Here is a 22,981-nt window from a genome sequence, read left to right as displayed (position 1 = left end):
CCCGAGTCGCGCCGGCGCGGGCGGGCCCTTAGACCGGACGTATGAACGACAACGAAGAGCGGGGCGAGCAGATCTTCCAGCCCGGCGAGATCGTCCCCGAGTCCGGGATCTACGAATGCCGGTGCGGGCAGCACCACCGGTACAGCACCGACGTGCGCGGCCACCGCTTTCCGCCGCCGCAGCGGGACTGCACCGGCACCGGATGGAAGCTGAAAGCTCCGGCACACCCCGACTCCTGAGCGTGGCGCGAGCACCATGTGCCCTGCGGGCGTGCTCCGTTGAGCCCGGTGACGCGGGCTCGCAGTCGGGGCTCCGGGCGAGGAAGGTGGACAAGCACGCGTCATCCGACCCGACTCCCCGAAGGACACGACACGTATGGCGGACCATCTTCCCACCGTCGGCGTCGAGGAGGAGTACTTCCTCGTCGACGCCTCGCACCGTGCCGTCGTCGCAGCAGCCTCCCGGGTCCTGCCCCGCCTGAAACCGGTGGTCGGGGACCTGGTCACAGGTGAGGCGTCGCAGTACCAGGTGGAGGGCAAGACGCCACCCTGCAAAACCCTGGGCGAGCTCCTCCGCCACCTGCGGCGCGTCCGCCGGGCCGTCGCCGGTGCCGCGGCCGACGAGGGTCTGCGCCTCGTCGCGTCCGCCACGCCGCTGCTGGGCATGCGCGCGCCGATACCGCTCAACACCGATCCGCGCTATCTCGCCCAGGTCGAGACGTTCCGGTCGCTGTACGACACGTTCGCCTTCAGCGGTCTGCACGTACACGTAGAGGTTCCCGACCGGGACCACGCCGTCCTGGTCAGCAATCATCTGCGGCCGTGGCTGCCCACCCTCGTGGCGCTGGCGGCGAACTCGCCCTTCTGGGAGGAGCGGGACAGCGGGTACTGCAGCTGGCGGACCCTGGGAGGCACGCGGTGGCCCGTGGCCGGTCCCCCGCCGTACTTTCCCTCGGCCGCCCACTACGACGCGCTCGCGGCCTCGCTGCAGGTGGCCGGTGCGACCCTCGGGGAACGTTCGCTCTACTGGGACGTGCGCCCGTGCGCCCATCTGCCCACGGTGGAGATCAGGGCGATGGACGTCACCACGAGCGTCGAGGAGGCGGCGGTGTTCGCCGTCCTGGTGCGGGCGTTGGTCGTCGAGGCCCTGGAGCGGGTGCGCCGCGGTGATCCCGGTCCCGCCGTGGACGACGCCCTGCTGCGTGCCGCGTACTGGCGCTGCGCCCGGGACGGCCTGACCGGGCACAGCCTCGATCCGCGGACGAGCCGGCTCGTCCCGACCGCGCACCAGGTCCGCCGGCTCCTCGAGTACGCCCGCCCCGCCCTGGCCGAGCACGGCGAACTCCGCCAGGTCACGGCGGTCTTGCGGCAGCTCGTCGCGTACGGCGGTGGCGCCGAGCGGCAGCGCGCCGCCCACGCGTACGCGGGCAGCCTGCGCGACGTCGTCGACGACGTCGCCGACCGCACCGCCGTGAGCCCCTCCCCGGACGTACGCCCACGCGTCCCCGGTGCCCGCCACCGGACCCCGCCCACGCACACCGAGCAACAGCCCGGCCCTGAGCTCGGAGTACTCGAATGAAGTGACCCCCGCCCCGCTCGGGGCACGAGGCAGGGGGCCACCCTCCGCCTGCCCGTGATCCACACCGGCAGGCACGGGGTCACCTGGATGGAGCAGCGGGGGCGGCGGCGGGGGCGTGACGGTCCGTGGAGTTGCTCGGCTGCTCCTTGCCGGGGGCGTTCCCTCTCGTCGGGGGCGTTGCCCCTTGCCCGGGGGCGGCTTTGCGGCGGTCCGGGGGGGGCTCCGGCCCTGGATGCGGCTCACCCCGGCTGTCGGCCGGTCGGCCATCCGGTCGCCGGGTCAGGCGGTCAGCCGGCCAGCCGGCCTCAGCCCTTGTCGCCGCGCGTCGGCACGTCGCGGGCGCCCAGGCGCAGATGCTCGATGTGGTACACCGCCTCGTCCAGGAGCTGGGCGACATGGTTGTCGTAGAGGCTGTAGACGATGCGGCGGCCCTCGCGGGCGCCGGTGACCAGGCCGAGGGCGCGCAGCAGGCGCAACTGGTGGGAGACCGCCGACTGTTCCATGCCGACCGACTCGGCCAGCGCGCCGACCCCGCACGGGCCCTGGCGCAGCTTGCTGAGGATCATCAGGCGGGAGGGCGTGGCCAGCGCCTGGAGCGTGGCGGCGATCGTGGCGGCGGAGTCCGCGTCGAGGTGTGTGGCAGGGCTGATCTCGCTGTCGACTCCGTGTCCCATGCGGCAATCCTACTCGTCATACACTTGAAGACCTCTTCATGTGTTCCGCTATGGTGAGGAGCGGTCGTGTGGCCGCCCCGGTCCGCGCCGCCGCGTGGCCCCTCCCCTCGCCGCCCGGCCCCTTCGCCCTGCCCCCGTCCACGAAGAGGTGTGCCCGATGTCCCCCGCGTCCTCCGCCCTGGTGGGCGACCGGCCGGCCCCGGCCCCCGGTGCCCCTCCCGGCCCCGCCCGGCCGCGCCGCACCCGTTTCCTCGCCCTGCCCGAGGCCCGCTGGGCGGCGCTGGCCACCGCCGCCTTCCTGCTTGCGTGTCCGCTCGAACTCGCCGGGGCACCGGCGCTGCTCTGGGGTCCGCTGTACGTCCTCTGCTACGTCGCCGGCGGCTGGGAGCCGACCCTGGCGGGTCTCCGGGCGCTGCGGGAGCGGAGCCTCGACGTCGACCTGCTGATGGTGGTCGCCGCCCTCGGCGCGGCGGCCATCGGGCAGTTCCTCGACGGCGGCCTGCTCATCGTCATCTTCGCGGTGTCCGGGGCGCTGGAGGCGCTCGCCACCCGGCGCACCACGGACTCCGTGCGCGGGCTGCTCGATCTGGCCCCGGCCATGACGGTACGGGTGACCGAGGGAGCCGGGGGGCCGGGCGAGGAGCGGGTCGAGGTCGATGCCCTGCGGGTCGGGGACACCGTTCTCGTACGGCCGGGTGAGCGGCTGCCCGCCGACGGCACCGTGCTCGACGGGAGCAGCGAGGTCGACCAGGCCACGATCACCGGTGAACCGCTGCCCGTGCCACGGGCGGCGGGCGACACGGTGTTCGCCGGCACCCTCAACGGCACGGGCGCGCTGCGCGTCCGCGTCGACCGCGACCCCGCGGACTCCGTCATCGCCCGCATCGTCGCCATGGTCGAGGAGGCCGGCGCGACGAAGGCGCCGACGCAGCTGTTCATCGAGAAGGTCGAACAGCGGTACTCCGTGGGCGTGGTGGCCGCCACCCTCGCGCTCTTCGCCGTCCCGCTCGCGCTCGGCGCCGACTTCGAGGAGACGCTGCTGCGGGCCATGACCTTCATGATCGTGGCATCGCCGTGCGCGGTCGTCCTCGCCACGATGCCGCCGCTGCTCTCCGCCATCGCCAACGCCGGCCGCCACGGCGTGCTCGTCAAGTCCGCCGTCGTCATGGAGCGGCTGGGTTCCGTGACCAAGGTCGCCCTCGACAAGACGGGCACGCTCACCGAGGGCGCGCCCCGGCTCACGGACATCCGGCCGCTGCCCGGCACGGACCTGTCCGAGGACGACGTGCTCGCGCTCGCCGCTGCGGCCGAGCACCCCAGCGAGCACCCGCTGGCCCGCGCCGTGGTCGCCGCCGCCCGCGAGCGGGGCCTCGCCCTGGAGACCGCGCGGGACTTCGCCGCGCGGCCGGGGCGCGGTGTGCGGGCGGTCGTGGCGGGCCGCGCGGTCGAGGTCGGCAGCCCGGACCGGCTCGTCGACGGGGCCGTGCCGGACCTGCGGGAGGACGACGGCCGCACCGTCGCCGTCGTCCTGGTCGACGGTGTCCCCGCCGCCACCCTGCACCTCACGGACCTGCCCCGGCCCGGCGCCGCCGAAGCGGTCGCCGCGCTGCGTCACCTCACGGGCTCCGCGCCGACGCTGCTGACCGGTGACAGCGCACGGGCCGCCGCGCCGACAGCACGGGGGACGAGGATCGAGGACATACGGGCCGGGCTGCTGCCGCAGGACAAGGTCGCCGCCGTACGCGAGTGGGAGGAGCGTGGGGAGCGCGTCCTCGTCGTCGGCGACGGCGTCAACGACGCGCCCGCGCTCGCCGCCGCACACACCGGCATCGCCATGGGCGGGACCGGCTCCGACCTGACCCTGGAGACCGCCGACGCCGTCGTCGTACGCGATGAGCTCACCGCGGTCCCGGCGGTCGTGGCCCTCTCCCGGCGCGCCCGGCGGGTCGTGGTGCAGAACCTCGTCATCGCCTCCGTCTGCATCGGCACGCTGGTGGTCTGGGACCTGGCGGGCCACCTGCCCCTCCCCCTCGGCGTGGCGGGCCACGAGGGCTCCACCATCCTGGTGGGCCTCAACGGCCTCCGCCTGCTCCGCAGTTCGGCGTGGCGCCCCCAGGACGGCACTCCGCGCACACCCCACTGAGCTCCAGCGTGTGCTCCAGCTCGGCGAAACCGGTGGTCTCCGCCAGGCGTTCCGCCCACGCCTCGACGTCCCCCGCGTCCACCGGGCGGCTCCGGCCGCAGCGGCGGCAGATGAGGTAGTGCCGGTGCTCGTCGGTGGGGCGCCGCAGGTAGAGGCGCTCGCCGGTCTCGTCGCGTACGACGTCGACGAGACCGGCGCGGTCGAGCTCGCGCAGGGCGCGGTAGACGGTGGTGAGACCGACCGCCCTGTCCGAACCGGCCAACAGCGCGTGCAGCTCCTGCGCGGAGACGAACTCCCCGCAGCACCCGAGCGCTTCGAGCACGGCGTCACGCTGCCGAGTCCTGCGCACCCCGGTAGCGACCGCCCTGGCGCCGCCCCGCCGACGCTCCTCCCCGACTCGGACCCCGACTCCGGCCCCGGCCCCGGCCCCGGCCCCGGGGCGGGATCTCGTCACGGCACGTCCTGCTGGGGGTGAGGCGTGGCGGGCGCGGCGTAGGTCGGCGCCACGCCATGACAGTTGCCGAAGGTGAGGGTCCGATAGACCGTCACGCCGGCCCCGGCCCCGGGCCCCTCCGCAGCCCCGGCTCCGGTGCCAGGCCCGGCGCCGACCATGGCTACGGCCCCGAGCCCGGCCCCGCCCCCTGGCCCAACTCCAGCTTCGGCCCCGACCCCAGGCCCAGGCCCCTCCGCAGTCCTGGCGCCAACTCCGGTGCCAGGTCCGGCTCCGACCCCGGGCCCAGCTCGGCCCCCTGGCCCAACTCCAGCTTCGGCCCCGGCCCCAGGCCCAGGCCCAGACCCCTCCGCAGCCCCGGCGCCGACTCCGGTGCCAGGTCCGGCTCCTACCCTGGCTACGGCCCCGAGCCCGGCTCCGCCCCCTGGCCCAACTCCAGCTTCGGCCCCGACCCCGGGCCCAGACCCAAGCCCAGCCCCAGCCCCAGCCCGCAAGGTCTCCCCCACCAACCCCGCGCACGCCTCCGCCGCCGCCGTGACCCGGCGCGTGTACGCGGGGTCCGTGGCGTCGAGGAGGATGCCCAGGGTCGTACCGCTGTGGCCGACGGCGATGCCGAGGCCGCCGACCTCGTGGCAGATGTCGCGCATGGGCTCCAACAGGCGTTTGGGGCGCAGGGTCTGGTTCATCAGGGCGCTGCGCGTGGCGACCCGGCCGACCTCGGCGAGGTCGTGGGCGCGGACGGCGGTGGTGAGCCGGTCGAGCAGGGTGGCGTAGGTGCGCCGGTCGGCCGGGGTGAACGGTTTCGGGATGCGGTTGAAGTCCACCGTGTCGACCGAGCCGCCCTCGTCGATGCCGACCACCGCCATCGCGGGCAGTGAGCCGAGGACCGAGCGGAGCCGGACGCTGCGGTGGTGGAAGGCGACGATCGCGGGGTAGAGCACGCCGTCGGTGGGTTCGATGCGGGACAGGAGCCGCTCGATCCTGGCGGGTGGCATCGCGATGTCGAGGGCGCGGCCGACCGCCCGCGCCGTGGCGACGAGGTCGGCGGAGGAGCTGGCGAGGCCCTTGCCCTCGGGGATCACGCTGCTGACGGTGAGCACCCCGCCGGACGGGGCGCCCCGCCTCCGCGGCGCATACTCGGCGATCATGCGGGCGAGCCGGAGCGCCTTAGTCTTGTGCGGCGGCCACACTTCGAGCTCCCCCGAGTCGGACCCCTGGGAGAACGTGGCCATCGTCCATCGCGCGACGGGCAGCGTGACGAGGAAGTCGCCGTCCTCCTCCGGCAGTACGCCCTGCAGCAGTTCGCCGAACGTACCGAAGGCGGTACCCACTCCCGTGCCCGCCGCCACGCCCGGGCCCGTGCTCGGCGGCGGTCCCTGCTGTGGCGGGCGGGGCCTGGTTCCGGCCTCCTGGATCAGCTTCACGCTACTCCCCTCGACATCGCGGCGCGCGCCGCTCGGCACCCCGCGGGCACCAGTGTGCCGACCTTACTCGCTCTTGACAATCATTTTCATCTAGTGTGATGCTCTCGGCGTCCCGGGGGCCGCCCGCTCTCCCCCGGACCTCCAGTCCTTGCGCCCTCAAGTCCTCGTGTCCTCATGTCCCAACGGGGGGTCTCCGTCATGCACGCACACATCGCAGAAGCGATGAAGAAACCCGATCTCATATCCCTCGCACCGGACCTGGCCTGCCTTCGGTTCGAGACCATGAAGATCTACTCCGCCCTCGGAGCCGTCCGGCACCTGCTCGAATCCGGAGCCGTCCGGCCGGGCGACACCCTCATCGACAGCTCCAGCGGCATCTACGCCCAGGCCCTCGCGCTCGCCTGCCACCGCTACGGAATGAAGTGCCACATCGTCGGCTCCACCACGGTGGACCGTTCGACCCGCGTGCAGCTGGAGATACTCGGCGCCACGCTGGAGCAGGTCGCGCCGTCCAAAGACCTGCGTCTCGACCAGGAGTTGAGGGTGCGGCGGATCGCCGAGATCCTCGCGGAGAACCCCTCGTACCACTGGATGCGGCAGTACCACGACGACATCCACTACTACGGTTACCGCGAGGTGGCCGCGGAGTTGGACGAGGAACTGCCCGGCGGACCTGTCGCGCTGGTCGGCGGGGTCGGTTCGGGCGCCTCCACCGGCGCCCTCGCCACCTACCTGCGCGAGGCGGGCCGCGACGTGTCGCTCGTCGGCGTGCAGCCCTTCGGCAGCGTCACCTTCGGCTCCGAGCACGTCGCGGACCCGGACATGATCATCGCCGGGATCGGCAGCGCCATCGAGTTCCGCAACGTCCGGCACGAACTGTACGACCGCGTGCACTGGGTGAACTTCGACAGCGCCCTGTCCGGCGCGGTCTCCCTGCTCCGCACCAGCGGCATCTTCGCCGGGCTCTCGGCGGGCGCCGCCTACCTGAGCGCGCTGTGGGAGCGGCGCGGGGACGACACGCGCACGTACGTCTTCATCGCTGCCGACACCGGCCACCGCTACGTCGAGAGCGCCTACGCGCGGCACGAACAGGCCCTGGACATCGACACGTTGAAGCCGCACGAGATCACCTCGCTCGGCGACCTCAAGCACCCCTGGTCCACGACGGCCTGGCCGCCCGCCGCCGTCGCCTGAACCCCTCGCCTCCCCTCGGCCACCCCCAGAGAGATCACACATGTCACACCCCACGCCCCACACCGTCGCGGAGCTCACCGAGGCCGTCCTCGCGGGCGCGCACGGCCCCGATCCGGCCGAACTCACCGTCACCAGCGCGTTCTGGCTGTACAACACCACCCGGCTGGCCGGCGGCGACGTCACCTACCACAACCACTATCTGCTGCTCCGCGTCGGCGACTCCTTCGGCGCCTGCTCCTTCGAAGCGGGCGAACTCGCCCCGGGCTTCTGCGAGAACGCCTCGGGCCACTCCCTGGAGAAACTCCTGCGCGACGAGTCCGCGCCCGTGCGGACCGCCGCCCTCGACGCCTACCTCGCCCGGGTGCGCCCGCACCGCGACGCCGAAGACGCCGAGCGCGTCATGCTGCCCACCGGCACGCCCGAGGTCAGGGCCGAGGCCCGCGACGCGGCCATCGCCGGGCTGCTCGACATCGAACCCGGCGCGAAGGTCGCCCTGATCGGCGTGGTCAACCCGCTCGTCGCGGCGATACGGGAGCGGGGCGGCGTCTGTCTGCCCTGCGATCTGAACCTGCGGACGACCGCGTGGGGCGAGCCCGTCTCCGACGACATGACCGAGGTGCTCGCACAGGCCGACGCGGTCGTCGCCACCGGCATGACGCTCAGCAACGGCACCTTCGACCTGATCCTGCGGCACTGCGTCGAGCACGGCGTGCCGCTGGTCGTCTACGCCCAGAGCGGCAGCGCCGTCGCCCGCGCCTTCCTCGGCGCCGGCGTCACCGGGCTCAACGCGGAGCCGTTCACGTTCTCCCAGTTCAGCGCCGACGCCACCCCGATGTACCGCTACCGCGCCGCCCTCACGGACGGAGCGGCTGCGTGAGCGTCGACGCCACCAAGGACACCGCGCCCGCGGCGCAGGCGGAGGAACCCATCCCCGGTGACCTGCGGATGGCCCGCACGCTGTGGCCGGTGCTGCTCGCCTCCGCGGTCGGGCTGCTGCCCTTCACCGTCTTCAGCACGTATCTGGTGCCCATCGCCGACGAGGCGGGCAGCAGCGTCGCCGCGATGGGCGGTCTGCGCGGACTCGGCGGTCTCGCCGCCCTGCTGGTCGGCACCGCGCTCGCGCCGCTGATCGACCGGGTGCCCAAGGAGTGGGCCGCGGCGGGCGCGCTCGCCGCACTCGGGCTGACGGCCGCGCTCGGCGCCGTCGGCGACTTCGCCCTGCTCGCCGTGTTCTGTCTGCTGATCGGCGCCAGTACGTCCGTGCTGAACCCGGCGCTGACCGCCGCGGCCGCCGACCGCTTCGGCAGCGGCAAGGCGGCGGGGCGCGCGGCGACCCTCGTCACGGCCACCCAGTCGATGACCGCCATGCTCGCCGCCCCCGTCATCGCGCTGCCCGCGCTGTTCTGGGGCTGGCAGGGCGACCTGATCGGTGTGACCGTCGTGTCGCTGCTGCTCGCGGTGGTCTTCGTGGCCCGGCGCGGGCGGCAGGGGGAGAACGACGGCACCGAGGCCGTCGAGGACGCGCCGCGCCTCGGCTACCTCGCCTCGTTCAAGGCGCTCGCGGCCGTGCGCGGCGCGGTGCCGCTGCTGCTGATCGGGTTCCTGCGCACCGCGGTGTTCATGGGCTACCTGTCGTACCTCGCGGCCTTCTACGAGGAGCGGTTCGACCTCGACGCCGGGCTCTTCGCCTTCGTGTGGACGCTCAGCGGCGCGGCGTTCTTCGTCAGCAACCTCCTCACCGGGCGGATCACCAACTCGGCGGAGCCGCGTATCGGCACGGAACGGCTGCTCGCCATCGGCCTGGTCGCCGCCCTCGTCTCCGTCGTGGGCTTCTACTTCACGCACTGGCTGCCGCTGGCCCTCACCATGACCGCGCTGCACGCGGCGAGCCACGCGATCGTCGCCGCGTGCGTGGTCAGCCTCATCGTGCGCCGCTGCGGGACCACGCTGCGCGGCTCGGCGCTGAGCCTGAACGCGGCGGGCCAGAGCCTCGGCGTGTTCGTCGGCGCGGCGCTCGGCGGTGCCGGTCTCGGCCTGGCCGGCTACCCCGGCACCGCGGCCGCCTTCGGCGCCCTCGTGCTCGTGGCGCTCGGCGCCGCCGCCCTGGTGCCGCGCGACACGTCGAAGGCGGGTGCCGCGTGAGCACCGTCGTCGAGGCGCCGCCGGACGGGGCCGCGAAGCCCCGGGTCGCCGTCCGGGAGCGGCTCGCCTCCCCCGGGGCCCTGCTGCTGACGTGCGTCGCGCTCTTCCTCGTACTCGTAGTGTCGGTCGTCGTGGCGATCGGCCTGGGCGCCGCCTACGTGTCGCCCGCCGAGACCGCCCGCTATCTGTGGGCGGCGCTCAGCGGCGGCCGGATCGGCGCCGACGAGACGACGACGTACCAGATCATCTGGCAGATCCGGACGCCGCGCGTGCTGCTCGCCGCGCTGGTGGGCGCCGGGCTGAGCGCGGTCGGGGTGGCCATCCAGGCGATGGTGCGCAACGCGCTCGCCGACCCGTTCGTCCTCGGTGTCTCCTCGGGGGCGTCGGTGGGCGCGGTCGGTGTGACGGTGACCGGCGGCCTGGCGGCGCTCGGGGTGTACGCGGTGTCGGCGGGCGCGTTCGTCGGCGCGCTCGTGGCGTCCTTCCTCGTGTACGCCGCGTCGAGCGACCGTGGCTCCCTCTCGCCGCTGCGCCTGGTCCTCACGGGCGTGGCCATGTCGCTCGGCTTCCAGGCCGTGATGAGCGTGATCATCTACTTCGCGCCGGACAGCGAGGCGACCGCGATGGTCCTGTACTGGACCATGGGCAGCTTCGGCGCGGCGAGTTGGGGCACGCTGCCCGTCGTCTCCGCGGTCGTGCTGCTCGGTGTCGCCGCGCTGTACCGGTACGGCAGGGCGCTCGACGTCCTGGCGCTCGGCGACGAGACCGCCGCGAGTCTGGGCGTCAGCCCCGACCGGCACCGCAAGTCCCTGCTCGTGCTCGTCTCGCTGATCACCGGAGTGATGGTCGCGGTGAGCGGCGCCATCAGCTTCGTGGGGCTCGTCATGCCGCACCTGGTGCGGATGGTCGTCGGCGCCACGCACGCCCGGGTGCTCGCCGTCGCGCCGCTGGTCGGCGCGGTCTTCATGGTCTGGGTCGACCTGCTGTCCCGGACGGTGGTCGCGCCGCGCGAGCTGCCGCTGGGCGTCATCACGGCGCTCGTCGGCGTGCCGGTGTTCATCGGCCTGATGCGCCGCAAGGGCTATGTGTTCGGGGGGCGTTGAGATGGGTGAGACGGTGGGATCGGATCTGCGGATCGAGGGGCTCGGGGTCGTCATCGACGGCAGGAGCCTCGTGCGCGATCTGTCGTTGGAGGTGGGCGAAGGGCAGGTCGTCGGCCTGGTCGGCCCGAACGGCAGCGGGAAGTCGACCGCGCTGCGCTGTGTCTACCGGGCGCTGCGCCCTGCGACGGGCACCGTCCGGGTCGGCGGGGACGACATCGCCCGGCTCACGATGCGCCGCGGCGCCCAGCTCGTCGCCGCCATGACCCAGGACGGCGCCGTCGAGCTGGACTTCACGGTCGAGGAGGTCGTCGCGCTCGGCCGGGCCCCGCACCAGCGCGGCAACCAGCCGCTCACCGCGCGCGAACGCGAGCTGTGCGTCCGGGCGATGGAGCGGCTCGACATCCACCACCTCGCCCGGCGCGGCGTTCTCACCCTGTCCGGCGGGGAACGGCAGCGCGTGCTGCTCGCCCGCGCCCTCGTCCAGGAACCGCAAGTCCTCGTCCTCGACGAGCCGACCAACCACCTCGACGTACGCCATCAGATAGAGGTCCTCTCGCATCTGCGCGGCGCCGGGCTCACCGTCCTCGTCGTACTGCACGACCTCAACCTCGCGGCGGCCGCGTGCGACCGGATCGGCGTGCTGTCCCAGGGGCGGCTCGTGGCCTGCGGACCACCCGCCGACGTACTCACCGAAGAGCTGGTGGCCGATGTGTTCGGCGTGAAGGCCAGCGTCATCACGCATCCGCTGACGGGTGACCCGCAGCTGCTCTACGCGCTCCACCCCTCCCTCTGACATCCCCTGTGAAAGGCACCGAACTCCCCATGTCCCACACCCGTTCCATCGCGGCCGGCTCCGCGCTCGCGCTGACTCTGCTCGTCGGCTGCGGCGCCGAGGTCGACTCGGACAGCAGCAGCAAGGCGGCGGAGAAGACGACCGTCAAGCGCTGCGGCGAGCCCGTCCCCTACAAGGTTCCGCAGCGTGCGGTGGCGTACGAGGGCGGCAGCGCGGACAAGCTGTTCAGCCTCGGCCTGACCGAGCACGTCCACGGATATGTGATGCCGCCCGCCAACCCGCCGGTGAGCGAGTCCCCCTGGGCGTCGGAGTACGCCAAGGTGAAGATGCTCAGCGACGACCTGCTCAACAAGGAGCTCGTCGTCGAGGCCAAGTCCGACTTCGTCGTCGCGGGCTGGAACTCCGGCTTCAGCGACCAGCGCGGCATCACCCCGAAGATCCTCGACAAGCTCGGCATCCAGAGCTTCATGCACACGGAGAGCTGCTTCAACTATCCCGGGCACCCGGAGAAGGTCACCCCGTTCAAGGCGCTCTACAGCGACCTGGAGCGACTCGGCAAGATCTTCCGGGTGGAGAAGAAGGCGGACCGGGTCGTCGACGGCCTGAAGAAGCGGGTCGCGGCCGTGGAGAAGAAGGCGCCCCGCGGTGGCGAGCGGGTGCCGGTGTTCCTCTACGACTCCGGCACCGACCAGCCGTTCACGGCCGGCAGTCAGGTCCCGCCCAACGACATCATCAAGAGTGCGGGCGGCAGGAACATCTTCGACGGCCTCGACGAGCGCTGGACGCAGGTCAACTGGGAGGCCGTGACCAAGGCCGAGCCCGAGGTCGTCATCATCTTCGACTACGGCGACCAGCCCGCGAAGAAGAAGATCGACTTCCTGAAGAAGTCCCCGCACACGAAGGAGCTGCCCGCCGTCAAGAAGGACAACTTCTTCGTCCTCGACTACAACGAGGGCATCAGCGGGCCGCGCAACATCGACGGCCTGGAGAAGTTCGGGAAGTACCTGAGGGAGCTGGACCGCAAGGGCTGAGCTCGCCCGCGAGAGATCAGCCCGCGAAGGGGACGCCCGGCAGCCCGCGGCCCGCGTCCGGCACGACCAGGACCGACCCCGAGAGGGGGTGCGGACGGTCGAGGCCGGTGCGGGCCGTGGTGATGTATAGGTCGCGCAGGTCCGGTCCGCCGAAGGCGCAGGCCGTGGGGCGGCGCACCGGGAGCTCCACGGTCCGGTCGAGGCGGCCGTCCGGTGTGTAGCGGCGGACGGCCCCGCCGTCCCAGAGCGCGACCCACACACAGCCGTCGGCGTCGACGGTGAGCCCGTCGGGGAAGCCCGCGCCCTCTTCGATGTGCGCGAACGGCCGCCGGTTCAGGGCCTGTTGCCCGTCGTGGTCGAGTACGTCGATACGGCGGGTGGGGCTGTCGACGTAGTAGACGAGGCGTCCGTCGGGGCTCCAGCCGGTGCCGTTGCTGACGGCCACGTCGCCGAGGAGTTCGGTCGCGGTGCCGTCGGGGCCGACTCGGGTGAGGCTGCCGCCGCCGGGCGCCTCGTCGTAGCGCATGGTGCCCGCCCAGAGCGCGCCGTCGGGTGCGACGGCGGCGTCGTTGCCGCGGCGGCCCGGCACCGGGTCGCGCAGCAACCAGCTGAAGGGCGCGCCGCCCGGCCCGTACAGGCCGATGCCGTCGCGGAGGTTGACCACCAGGCCGCCGCCCGCCCGGGGCTTGGCGGCGCCGACGTGCTGTTCGGTCGCCATGACCGTGCGCCGGCCGTCCCCGGGGGCGTACGTGTGGATGCGGGAGCCGAGGATGTCGACCCAGATGAGGCGGCCGGTGGCGGCGTCCCAGGTGGGGCCCTCGCCGAGGGAGGCCTCCGCGCGCACCGCCACGTCGTACGCGCGGCTCCTCGCGTACGCACGGCTCATCGCGCGCCCCGGTGGCCGAGACGGACGGACAGGTCGCCCGCGCCCTTGGCGGCCAGCTCGGCGAGCTCGCGCTCGCGCTCCTCGCTCCAGCGGATCATCGGCACGGAGATGGAGAGCGCCGCGACGACCTGTCCCGCGCCGTCCCGCACCGGCGCCGCCACGCAGCTGACGTCCGGGTTGGACTCCCGGTGCTCGACCGCGACGCCCCGCTCGCGGATGTCGGCGAGGGCGGTGAGGAGCTCGTCGGGGTCGGTGATGCTGTCGGCGGTCATCGCGGTGAACTCCCGGCCCTGAAGCCGCAGTTCGAGCTCCGACGGGGGCAGCGAGGCCAGCAGCATCTTGCCGACCGAGGTGCAGTGCGCGGGCAGGCGGCGGCCGGCCGCGGAGACCATGCGCACGGCGTGCGTGGAGTCGACCTTGGCGATGTAGATGACGTCGGTGTCCTCGAGGATCGCGACGTGGACGGTCTCGTCGCAGGTCTCGGCGACCTCGCGGGCCACCTGCCGGCCCTCGGCGGCGAGGTCGAGCTGTTCCGCGTACCGGCTGCCGAGCTGGTAGGTGCGCACGCCGAGTCGGTAGCGGCCCGGCTGGTCCGGGATCTGGACGAGATACGAGCGGGCCGCCAGGGTGGTGAGCAGCTCGTGCACGGTGGTGCGCGGCAGCTGGAGTCTGCGGGTGACCTCGGGCGCGGAGAACGTACCGTCCCCTTCCAGGAAGAGTTCGAGTATGTCCAGCGACCTGGTCACCGCGGGCACCAGTCGTCCCATGAGTTCGGCCTCCCACCCTGCGCGCCCGAAACTGTCCGAAACTTCGGTCGCCGATCGATATGACGAACACAGGGTAGGCACGGCGCAGTTCGCGGCGCAATGGCCGCCGGGTCCCGGCAGCGCGAACGCGAACCCGTCCAAGACCGTTCCGCGAGACCCATTGACACCTTCCGGCCACCGTGAATACCGTCACGCCAACATTTCGAACGTGTGACGAAATACCGAACAAGTCAAGGGGCAACTGCCTTGCGCATTACGGGAATCAGCACGCATGTGGTCGGGACGCCGTGGCGTAATCTCACCTATGTCCAGGTCCACACCGACGAGGGTCTGACCGGTATCGGCGAGACCCGCATGCTCGGCCACACCGACGCGCTCATCGGCTACCTCCGCGAGGCGGAGGCCAACCACATCAAGGGATCCGACCCGTTCGCGGTCGAGGACCTGGTGCGCCGGATGAAGTACGGCGACTACGGCCGGGCCGGCGAGATCGTGATGTCGGGCATCGCCGTCATCGAGATGGCCTGCTGGGACATCAAGGGCAAGGCGCTCGGCGTCCCCGTCTGGCAGCTGCTCGGCGGGAAGGTCACCGACCGCGTCAAGGCGTACGCGAACGGCTGGTACACCACGGAGCGCACCCCGGAGGCGTACCACAAGGCCGCCCAGGGCGTCATGGAGCGCGGCTACCGCGCACTGAAGATCGACCCGTTCGGTACCGGCCACTACGAGCTGGACCACGAACAGAGCCTGTACGCCGTCTCGTTGATCGAGGCCGTGCGCGACGCCATCGGGCCCGACGCCGAGCTGATGCTGGAGATGCACGGCCGGTTCTCGCCCGCCACCGCCGTCCGGCTCGCGCGCGACCTCGCGCCGTTCCGGCCCGCGTGGCTGGAGGAGCCGGTGCCGCCGGAGAACCTGAAGGCGCTGGAGAAAGTCGCCGCCAAGGTGGACATGCCGGTGGCGACCGGTGAGCGCATCCACGACCGGATCGAGTTCCGCGAGCTCTTCGAGAGCCAGGCCGTGGACATCATCCAGCCCGACCTCGGCCACATCGGCGGCATCTGGGAGACCCGCAAGCTCGCGGCGACGGCCGAGACGCACTACATGCTGGTCGCCCCGCACAACGTCGGCGGCCCGGTGCTGACCGCCGCCTCGCTCCAGGTCGGCTTCACCGCACCGAACTTCAAGATCCTGGAGCACTTCAACGACTTCGCGGACGCGGAGATCAAGAAGGTCGTCAAGGGCGCCCCGCAGGTCGACCCGGAGACGGGCTGCTTCCACCTGTCGCACGAGCCCGGCCTCGGCGTCGAGCTGGACACCGACGCCGCGGCCGAGTTCCCGCAGCAGCGGGCGCGGTTCGACCTGTGGGCCGAGGGCTGGGAGAAGCGGACCCCCGGCGGGGCCGAGGCATGACATCGCGCGCCGTCGTCGTCGACCGCCCCGGCAGCCACCGCCTCGTCACCGGGGCGCGCCCCGAGCCGGGCCCCGGTGAGGCCCTCGTCGAGGTGGCCGCCGCCGGGATCTGCATGAGCGACCGGGAGGTGTACGACGGACACCGCGACGCCGCGTACGTCCGTTACCCGGTGATTCCCGGCCACGAGTGGTCCGGGACCGTGGTGGCCGTCGGCGGCGGCGTCGACCCCGGCCTCGTCGGCCGGAAGACCGTCGCCGAGGGGTTCCGCACGTGCGGGGTCTGCGAGCGCTGCCGGTACGGCGAGACGAGCCTGTGCGGCGGCGGCTACGCGGAGACCGGGTTCACCGAACCCGGCGCCTTCGCCGACCACGTCGTCGTGCCCGCGCGGCTGCTCCATCCGCTCCATGACGATGCCGATCTCCGCGCCGCCGCGCTCCTCGAACCGTCCGCCGTGATCGCGGCGGCGGTCCGGGCGGGCGGGCCGCGGCCCGGCGAGCGGGTCGCGGTGGTCGGGGCGGGGACGCTCGGGCTGCTCGCGGTGCAGTGGCTCGCGGCGGGCGGCCCCGCGGAGCTGGCCGTCGTCGATCCGCGGGCAGCCCGCGGGGAGCTCGCGCGGGGGTTCGGGGCGACCTCGGCGCTCTCCCCCGCGGAGGCGGCCTCCGTGAACGGGTCCTTCGACCTCGTCGTCGAGACGGCGGGTGCGCCGACCACCGCCGCCTCGTCCTGTCTGCTCGCCCGCAGGGGCGGGCGGGTCGTGCTCACCGGGATGTTCACGGAGGTGGCCGTCGGGATCGATCCCGTGCATCTGTCCTTGAGTCAGCTGGAGGTGCGGTCCGTGTTCGGGGCGTCGTCCGGGGCTTGGGCCGATGCGGTGCGGGCGTTTCGCCTCGGGTTGCTGGACCCGGCCCCGCTGATCACGCACGAGTTTCCGCTGGAGCGGTTCGGGGAGGCGGTTGCCCTGGTCGGGGGCGGTGATCCCAAGACCGGGAAGGTGCTGCTACGGCCCTGATGTCTTTGTCTGCGGGCCGCCTGTGGCTGGTCGCGCAGTTCCCCGCGCCCCTGAGTACAACACCGTGGCGCCCCACGTCATGCGCGGCCACACCGACGCATGCCCCATGAAGCGAACCTTGTTCGATATGTCGAACGAAATGATCAAAAAAGGACAGCCGTGACCGACGCCGCCCCCTCCCGTCCCCGACAGCCCGGTGAACCCGCTCTCGCCGCTCTCGGGCTTGCCGCTCCTGCCCCCGATCCCGCTGACGCCTCGCCCCACACGTTCCCGGACGGGGGGACCTGGCGGGTCGAGATTCCCTCGGTCGAGGGGCCCGAGGCGCTCGGTGTCGTGCTCAAGGAGGCCGCGCGGCTCGACGTGCCGATCCACCGCATCAGCCAGGGCAGCGGCGTGTGGATGCTCTCCGACGCCCAGATCACGGAGATGGTGGAGACGGCCGCCGAGCGCGACATCGAGCTCTGCCTGTTCACCGGGCCGCGCGGCACCTGGGACACCGGTGCGTCCGTGCGGACGGACTCGCGCGGGGCGGGGCTGCGTGCCCGTGGCCACGACGCAGTCGCGGGCTGTGTGGAAGACGCCCTGCGGGCCACGGAGCTGGGCGTCAAGTGTCTGCTCGTCGCCGACGAAGGCGTGCTGTGGACGCTGCACCGCGCGCGGACCGCGGGGATCATCCCGGCCGACACGACGCTGAAGGTGTCCGCGCTGATCGGTCCGGTCAACCCGGCCGCCTATGCCGTGTACGAGCAGCTCGGTGCGGACTCGCTGAACGTGCCGAGCGATCTGACGCTCGCTCACCTGACGGAGATACGGCGGGTGTCGGGCGCTCCGATGGACATGTACGTGGAGGCGCCGGACGACCTCGGCGGTTACATCCGCATGTACGAGATCGCCGAGCTGATCCGGCGCGGGGCGCCGCTGTATCTGAAGTTCGGGCTCGCGAAGGCGCCCGCGATCTACCCGTACGGAGCTCAGCTGCGCGACGTCACCCTCGACACCGCCCGCGAGCGCGTGCGCCGCGGCCGGCTCGCCCTCGACCTCCTCGCCCGGCACGGTGCCGGCGCCGGGATGTCGCCGCTGGGCTCGCGCCTGCCCGGCGATCTGAACCGCTTCCCGGAAAGGAGCTGACCCATGCGCACCCGCACGCGCCTCACCGCCGCGGTGGCCACCGCCGTCCTGCTCGGCTCGCTCACCGCCTGCGGCCAGGAGGCCAAGGGCGGCAGCCGGTACAAGCCGGACGCCGGCAAGGGCGCCACCATCGGCCTCGCGATGCCCACCAAGGCCTCCGAGCGGTGGATAGCCGACGGCAAGAACATGGCCGAGCAGTTCCAGAAGGCCGGTTACAAGACGGATCTGCAGTACGGCGACGACAAGGTCGAGAACCAGATCGCCCAGCTGGAGAACATGATCACCAAGGGGCGCAGTCTGCTGGTGGTCGCCGCCATCGACGGCTCCGCGCTGACGGAGGTCCTGCGGCGGGCGAACGACGCGGGCATCCCCGTGATCTCGTACGACCGCCTCATCCTGGGCACGGAGAACGTCGACTACTACGCGTCGTTCGACAACGAGCGCGTCGGCCGGCTCGAGGCGCAGTACATCGTCGAGAAGCTGAAGCTCGGCAAGCCGGAGAAGGGCGGCGACTCGTACAACATCGAGCTGTTCGCGGGTTCGCCGGACGACAACAACACCAAGTACTTCTGGAACGGCGCCATGAAGGTGCTGCAGCCGTACTTCAAGACCGGTCAGCTCACCGTCCGCAGCAAGCAGACCCGGATGAACCAGGCCACCACGCTGCGCTGGGACGGCGGCACCGCGCAGAAGCGCATGGACGACCTGATCAGCAAGAACTACGGCTCGGAGCGGGTCGACGCGGTCCTCTCGCCGTACGACGGGATCTCGCTCGGCATCATCTCCGCGCTGAAGAGCGCGGGTTACGGATCGAAGAGTCAGCCCCTGCCGGTGATCACGGGACAGGATGCGGAGCTGGCCTCGGTGAAGTCCATCATCCGCGGTGAGCAGACGCAGACGGTGTTCAAGGACACCCGCAAGCTGGCCAAGCAGACGGTGGCGATGGGCGACGCGGTCCTCAACGACAAGAAGCCGAAGGTCAACGACACCACGAACTACAACAACGGCAAGAAGACCGTGCCGTCGTACCTCCTCGATCCGGTCAGCATCGACAAGACAAACACGCAACTCCTCGTCGACGAGGGGTACTTCACGGCGGGGCAGCTCAAGTGAGCAGGCCCGTGCTGGAGATGCGCGGCATCACCAAGACGTTCCCCGGCGTCAAGGCGCTCTCGAATGTGAACCTGACCGTGCGGGCCGGGGAGATCCACGCGATCTGCGGCGAGAACGGCGCGGGCAAGTCGACACTGATGAAGGTCCTCAGCGGCGTCCACGAGCACGGCAGTTACGACGGCGAGATCCACTTCGAGGGCGAGCGGATGGCCTTCAAGGACATCCGCGCCAGCGAGCGGCACGGCATCGTGATCATCCATCAGGAGCTGGCGCTCGTCCCGTACCTGTCCATCGCCGAGAACATCTTCCTCGGCAACGAACAGGCCCGGCGCGGCATCATCGACTGGCACGACACGCTGCGCAGGGCGAGCGCTCTGCTCAAGCGGGTCGGCCTGAACGAGAAGCCGCAGACCCCGGTCGCCGACATCGGCGTGGGCAAGCAGCAGCTGGTGGAGATCGCCAAGGCGCTCGCCAAGGAGGTGAAGCTGCTCATCCTCGACGAGCCGACGGCCGCGCTCAACGACGAGGACAGCGCGAAACTCCTCGACCTCATCGTGGGACTGCGCGAGCAGGGCATCGCCAGCATCATCATCTCGCACAAGCTGAACGAGATCCGGGCCATCACCGACTCGGTGACGATCCTGCGCGACGGGCAGACCATCGAGACGCTGACGATCCGTGAGAATCCGGATGCGGCACCGCAGTTGTCGGAGGACCGCATCATCCGCGGCATGGTCGGCCGCGACCTCGACCACCGGTTCCCCGACCGCACGCCCTATGTGGGTGAGGACGCGGGCTCGCCCGCCCTCGCCGTCGAGGGGTGGACGGTGCGGCACCCGGTCGACCACCAGCGCAAGGTCGTCGACGACGTGTCGCTGACCGTGCGGCGCGGAGAGATCGTCGGCATCGCGGGTCTGATGGGCGCGGGCCGCACGGAGCTCGCGATGTCCGTCTTCGGGCGTTCGTACGGTCAGTACGTGGCCGGGAAGGTGTCGGTGGGCGGGCGCGAGGTCGTCACGAAGACGGTGCCCGCCGCGGTCGACGCGGGCATCGCGTACGTCACCGAGGACCGCAAGCAGTACGGCCTGAACCTCATCGACAACATCAACCGCAACATTTCCCTCGCCTCACTGCCCGGCATGCGGCGCCGGGACGGCTTCGTCGACGAGCACCACGAGCGGTCCGTCGCCGAGCGCTACCGGAAGTCCATGAACATCAAGGCGCCCACGGTGTTCGAGCAGGTGGGGCGGCTCTCAGGCGGCAACCAGCAGAAGGTCGTGCTGAGCAAGTGGATCCACGCCGACCCCGAGGTGCTGATCCTCGACGAGCCGACGCGCGGCATCGACGTCGGCGCCAAGTACGAGATCTACACCGTCATCGACAAGCTCGCGGCCGACGGCAAGGCGGTCCTCTTCATCTCCTCCGAACTGCCCGAGCTGCTCGGGATGTGCGACCGGATCTACACGATGGCCGAGGGCCGGCTGACCGGTGAGGTCGACCGCGCGGACGCCACCCAGGAACTCCTGATGCGCCACATGACCAAGAACAGAAGCTGAGGCATCCGCCATGACCACCACGACCACGCCCCCGCGCGACACCGCGGCCACCCCACCCGCCAAGGCCTCCGTCGGTGAACTGCTGCTGCGCAGTGTGCGCTCCAACATGCGCCAGTACGGCATGCTCATCGCCCTGGCGTTCATCGTCATCCTCTTCCAGATCTGGTCGGACGGCGTCCTGCTGCTGCCGAGCAACGTCTCCAACCTGATCCAGCAGAACGGCTACATCCTCATCCTGGCCATCGGCATGATGATCGTCATCATCGCCGGGCACATCGACCTGTCCGTCGGTTCGCTGGTGGCCTTCGTCGGCGCCATGTCGGCGGTGATGATGGTCAAACACGACATGCCGTGGGTGCTCGCGCTCGTCCTCTCGCTGCTGATCGGCGCGGTCGCGGGGGCGTGGCAGGGCTTCTTCATCGCGTACGTCGGCATCCCGTCGTTCATCGTGACCCTGGCCGGCATGCTGCTCTTCCGCGGTCTCACACAGATCGTCCTGGAGGGCCAGTCCCTTTCGCCGTTCCCCGACGGCTTCCAGAACATCGCCAAGGGCTTCATCCCGGAGATGGGCCCGTACACGCAGTACCACAACCCGACGCTGGTCATCGGCTTCGTGACGGTCGTCTTCCTGGTCTTCCGCGAATGGCGCAGCCGCAAGCAGCAGCTCGCGTACGACCTCGACGTCACGCCGACGAGCCTGTGGGTGGCCAAGCTGGTCGCGATCAGCGCCGCCGTCATCGCCTTCACGCTGACCCTGGCCAGCTTCCGCGGTGTGCCCGTCGTGCTGCTCATCATGTGCGGCCTCCTCATCGGCCTCGGCTATGTGATGCGCAACGCGGTCATCGGGCGGCACGTGTACGCGCTCGGCGGCAACAAGGCGGCGGCGAAGCTGTCCGGCGTCAAGGACAAGCGCGTCACCTTCCTGATCTTCGTCAACATGGGTGTGCTCGCGGCGCTCGCGGGCTGTGTGTACGCGGCGCGCCTGAACGCGGGCACCCCGCAGGCCGGCCTCAACTTCGAACTGGAGGCGATCGCGGCCTCGTTCATCGGCGGCGCGTCGATGAGCGGCGGCGTGGGCACGGTGATGGGCGCCGTGATCGGCGGCCTGGTGCTCGGCGTCCTCAACCAGGGCATGTCGCTGGTCAACATCGGCACGGACTACCAGCAGGTCATCAAGGGCTTGGTGCTGCTGGCCGCGGTCGGGTTCGACGTCTGGAACAAGCGCAAGGTCGGCCGGTGACCGGCACTCCGCCTCAACACGACGACAGGAAGCCGTACATGGAAACGAGCAGACGCACCGTACTGGCGGCGGCCGCCGCCACGGGCATCACCGCGACCGTCGCGGGCGGCACGTCGTACGCGAGTACGCCGTACGCGAAGGAAGGCGCGCGCCCCACCAAGGAACTCTTCGGCAGGCTCGCCGACGGGACGAAGGTGTACCGCTGGTCGCTGGCGAACGGCGGCACCCGGATGAAGGTGCTGTCGTACGGCGGCATCGTGCAGTCCCTCGAACTCCCCGACCGGCGCGGCCGGTACACCAACGTCTCCCTGGGCTACGACAACCTCGATGCGTACGTCGCCGGGACCACGTTCTTCGGCGCGCTCATCGGCCGCTACGGCAACCGCATCGCGCGCGGCCGCTTCACCCTGGACGGCAAGGAACACCAGCTGTCCGTCAATGACGGGGAGAACAGCCTGCACGGCGGGGCCAAGGGCTTCAACACGCGGGTGTGGGACGTGGAGCCGTTCACCGGTCCTTCCGGTGTCGGCCTCGTCCTGCGCCACGTGAGCGTCGACGGCGAGATGGGCTATCCGGGGACGCTGCGGGTGAAGGTGACGTACACCCTCACCGACCGCGGCGACTGGCTGATCGACTACGCGGCGACCACCGACAAGGCGACCGTCGTGAACCTCACCAACCACACGTACTACAACCTGGCGGGCGAGGGCAGCGGCGGCATCTACGACCACGAACTGACGCTGGCCGCTTCCCGGTTCACGCCCACGGACTCCGGTCTGATCCCGACGGGCGAACTGGCGAAGGTCGCGGGCACCCCCTTCGACTTCCGGCGCGCGAAGCCGGTGGGCGAGGACATCCGCACCGCGCATCCGCAGCTGGTGACCGCCAAGGGGTACGACCACAACTGGGTCCTGGACAAGGGCATCACCCGCCGCCCCGAGCACTTCGCGACCCTCCGGGACCCGGAGTCCGGCCGCACCATGAAGATCGCCACGACCGAGCCGGGCGTGCAGTTCTACTCCGGCAACTTCCTCGACGGCACGCTGACGGGCCCCTCCGGACGTACGTACCGCCAGGGCGACGGGCTCTGCCTGGAGACCCAGCACTTCCCGGACTCCCCCAACCAGCCGAAGTTCCCCTCGACGGTGCTGCGCCCCGGCGAGACCTACCGGTCGAGCACGGTTCACACCTTCGCGGCCCGCTGATCCGGCCCGTACGTCCGGACTCCGGCGCGCCCCCCCGCCCCCCGTCCCGGGGGGGGGCCACGAAAAAATAACAGCGGCCCCGGGGCCCCCCGCCGCCCCCGGACGGCCGGGGCGCGGCGCTGCCCGCCCC

Annotated in this window: 21 protein-coding genes; 16 read left to right on the top strand and 5 right to left on the bottom strand. The window is 71.6% G+C overall.

Features of this window, described 5'->3' with window-relative positions:
* The first annotated feature begins 41 nt into the window (after nucleotides 1-41).
* Both ACI2L3_RS20410 and ACI2L3_RS20405 read left to right on the top strand, forming a co-directional pair.
* Entirely contained in the window at nucleotides 42-239 is a 198-nt protein-coding gene (locus tag ACI2L3_RS20410) for a hypothetical protein (RefSeq protein WP_404753766.1), read from the top strand.
* Between the two features lie 136 nt (nucleotides 240-375).
* Nucleotides 376-1,578, top strand: a complete 1,203-nt coding sequence (locus ACI2L3_RS20405; protein WP_404753765.1) for a glutamate--cysteine ligase — start codon at nucleotides 376-378, stop codon at nucleotides 1,576-1,578.
* Nucleotides 1,579-1,883: 305 nt separating this feature from the next.
* On the opposite strand, the gene ACI2L3_RS20400 is transcribed toward ACI2L3_RS20405, so the two are convergent.
* Entirely contained in the window at nucleotides 1,884-2,252 is a 369-nt protein-coding gene (locus ACI2L3_RS20400; RefSeq protein WP_404753764.1) for an ArsR/SmtB family transcription factor, read from the bottom strand.
* A gap of 157 nt (nucleotides 2,253-2,409) precedes the next feature.
* On the opposite strand from ACI2L3_RS20400, the gene ACI2L3_RS20395 reads away from it, so the two are divergent.
* On the top strand, nucleotides 2,410-4,395 hold the full coding sequence (locus tag ACI2L3_RS20395) for a heavy metal translocating P-type ATPase (protein ID WP_404753763.1): 1,986 nt from the start codon (nucleotides 2,410-2,412) through the stop codon (nucleotides 4,393-4,395).
* On the opposite strand, the gene ACI2L3_RS20390 is transcribed toward ACI2L3_RS20395, so the two are convergent.
* A complete protein-coding gene (locus ACI2L3_RS20390) occupies nucleotides 4,325-4,744 on the bottom strand; it encodes a Fur family transcriptional regulator (RefSeq protein ID WP_404753762.1) in 420 nt (139 codons plus the stop codon). The genes ACI2L3_RS20395 and ACI2L3_RS20390 overlap by 71 nt on opposite strands.
* Before the next feature lie 101 nt (nucleotides 4,745-4,845).
* On the bottom strand, nucleotides 4,846-6,270 hold the full coding sequence (locus ACI2L3_RS20385; RefSeq protein ID WP_404753761.1) for a hypothetical protein: 1,425 nt from the start codon (nucleotides 6,268-6,270) through the stop codon (nucleotides 4,846-4,848).
* 198 nt (nucleotides 6,271-6,468) lie between these two features.
* Between ACI2L3_RS20385 and ACI2L3_RS20380 the strand changes: the two genes are divergently transcribed.
* From ACI2L3_RS20380 to ACI2L3_RS20355, 6 genes are read left to right on the top strand one after another with little or no spacing between them, the layout of a single operon-like run.
* Complete coding sequence (locus ACI2L3_RS20380; protein ID WP_404753760.1) at nucleotides 6,469-7,464, top strand: cysteine synthase family protein; 996 nt, start codon at nucleotides 6,469-6,471, stop codon at nucleotides 7,462-7,464.
* Between the two features lie 40 nt (nucleotides 7,465-7,504).
* Entirely contained in the window at nucleotides 7,505-8,341 is an 837-nt protein-coding gene (locus ACI2L3_RS20375; RefSeq protein ID WP_404753759.1) for a Rossmann-like domain-containing protein, read from the top strand.
* Complete coding sequence (locus ACI2L3_RS20370; RefSeq protein ID WP_404753758.1) at nucleotides 8,338-9,606, top strand: MFS transporter; 1,269 nt, start codon at nucleotides 8,338-8,340, stop codon at nucleotides 9,604-9,606. The genes ACI2L3_RS20375 and ACI2L3_RS20370 overlap by 4 nt, the downstream gene beginning before the upstream one ends.
* Complete coding sequence (locus ACI2L3_RS20365; RefSeq protein WP_404753757.1) at nucleotides 9,603-10,709, top strand: FecCD family ABC transporter permease; 1,107 nt, start codon at nucleotides 9,603-9,605, stop codon at nucleotides 10,707-10,709. The genes ACI2L3_RS20370 and ACI2L3_RS20365 overlap by 4 nt, the downstream gene beginning before the upstream one ends.
* Before the next feature lies 1 nt (nucleotide 10,710).
* Nucleotides 10,711-11,502 carry an ABC transporter ATP-binding protein gene (locus ACI2L3_RS20360; protein ID WP_404753756.1) on the top strand — a complete coding sequence of 264 codons (792 nt, stop codon included), beginning with the start codon at nucleotides 10,711-10,713 and terminating at the stop codon, nucleotides 11,500-11,502.
* A gap of 29 nt (nucleotides 11,503-11,531) precedes the next feature.
* On the top strand, nucleotides 11,532-12,533 hold the full coding sequence (locus ACI2L3_RS20355) for an ABC transporter substrate-binding protein (RefSeq protein ID WP_404753755.1): 1,002 nt from the start codon (nucleotides 11,532-11,534) through the stop codon (nucleotides 12,531-12,533).
* Between the two features lie 16 nt (nucleotides 12,534-12,549).
* Here the strand turns inward: ACI2L3_RS20355 and ACI2L3_RS20350 are convergent, their stop codons facing one another.
* Together ACI2L3_RS20350 and ACI2L3_RS20345 are read right to left on the bottom strand one after the other, a co-directional pair.
* Nucleotides 12,550-13,419, bottom strand: a complete 870-nt coding sequence (locus ACI2L3_RS20350) for an SMP-30/gluconolactonase/LRE family protein (RefSeq protein ID WP_404753754.1) — start codon at nucleotides 13,417-13,419, stop codon at nucleotides 12,550-12,552.
* A complete protein-coding gene (locus tag ACI2L3_RS20345; protein ID WP_404753753.1) occupies nucleotides 13,416-14,186 on the bottom strand; it encodes an IclR family transcriptional regulator in 771 nt (256 codons plus the stop codon). Before ACI2L3_RS20345 ends, ACI2L3_RS20350 begins: the two co-directional genes overlap by 4 nt.
* 246 nt (nucleotides 14,187-14,432) lie before the next feature.
* On the opposite strand from ACI2L3_RS20345, the gene ACI2L3_RS20340 reads away from it, so the two are divergent.
* The 7 genes from ACI2L3_RS20340 (at nucleotide 14,433) to ACI2L3_RS20310 (ending at nucleotide 22,851) form a co-directional block, all read left to right on the top strand.
* On the top strand, nucleotides 14,433-15,599 hold the full coding sequence (locus ACI2L3_RS20340; protein WP_404753752.1) for a mandelate racemase/muconate lactonizing enzyme family protein: 1,167 nt from the start codon (nucleotides 14,433-14,435) through the stop codon (nucleotides 15,597-15,599).
* Nucleotides 15,596-16,609 carry a zinc-binding dehydrogenase gene (locus ACI2L3_RS20335; protein WP_404753751.1) on the top strand — a complete coding sequence of 338 codons (1,014 nt, stop codon included), beginning with the start codon at nucleotides 15,596-15,598 and terminating at the stop codon, nucleotides 16,607-16,609. Before ACI2L3_RS20340 ends, ACI2L3_RS20335 begins: the two co-directional genes overlap by 4 nt.
* A 159-nt stretch (nucleotides 16,610-16,768) precedes the next feature.
* On the top strand, nucleotides 16,769-17,737 hold the full coding sequence (locus tag ACI2L3_RS20330) for a hypothetical protein (protein WP_404753750.1): 969 nt from the start codon (nucleotides 16,769-16,771) through the stop codon (nucleotides 17,735-17,737).
* A 3-nt stretch (nucleotides 17,738-17,740) separates the two neighbouring features.
* Nucleotides 17,741-18,850 (top strand): multiple monosaccharide ABC transporter substrate-binding protein, encoded by a 1,110-nt coding sequence (gene chvE, locus ACI2L3_RS20325; protein ID WP_404753749.1) that lies wholly within the window; start codon nucleotides 17,741-17,743, stop codon nucleotides 18,848-18,850.
* 17 nt (nucleotides 18,851-18,867) lie between these two features.
* Complete coding sequence (mmsA, locus tag ACI2L3_RS20320) at nucleotides 18,868-20,406, top strand: multiple monosaccharide ABC transporter ATP-binding protein (RefSeq protein WP_404754031.1); 1,539 nt, start codon at nucleotides 18,868-18,870, stop codon at nucleotides 20,404-20,406.
* 10 nt (nucleotides 20,407-20,416) lie between these two features.
* Nucleotides 20,417-21,646, top strand: a complete 1,230-nt coding sequence (mmsB, locus tag ACI2L3_RS20315) for a multiple monosaccharide ABC transporter permease (protein WP_362993055.1) — start codon at nucleotides 20,417-20,419, stop codon at nucleotides 21,644-21,646.
* 38 nt (nucleotides 21,647-21,684) lie between these two features.
* Nucleotides 21,685-22,851 (top strand): aldose epimerase family protein, encoded by a 1,167-nt coding sequence (locus ACI2L3_RS20310; RefSeq protein ID WP_404753748.1) that lies wholly within the window; start codon nucleotides 21,685-21,687, stop codon nucleotides 22,849-22,851.
* The last annotated feature ends 130 nt before the right edge of the window (nucleotides 22,852-22,981 follow it).

Source organism: Streptomyces sp. NPDC029674 (assembly GCF_044903205.1).
Lineage (GTDB): Bacteria > Actinomycetota > Actinomycetes > Streptomycetales > Streptomycetaceae > Streptomyces.
Note: the sequence above shows the minus strand (reverse complement) of the source record. Positions and strands in the feature narration are given on the sequence as shown.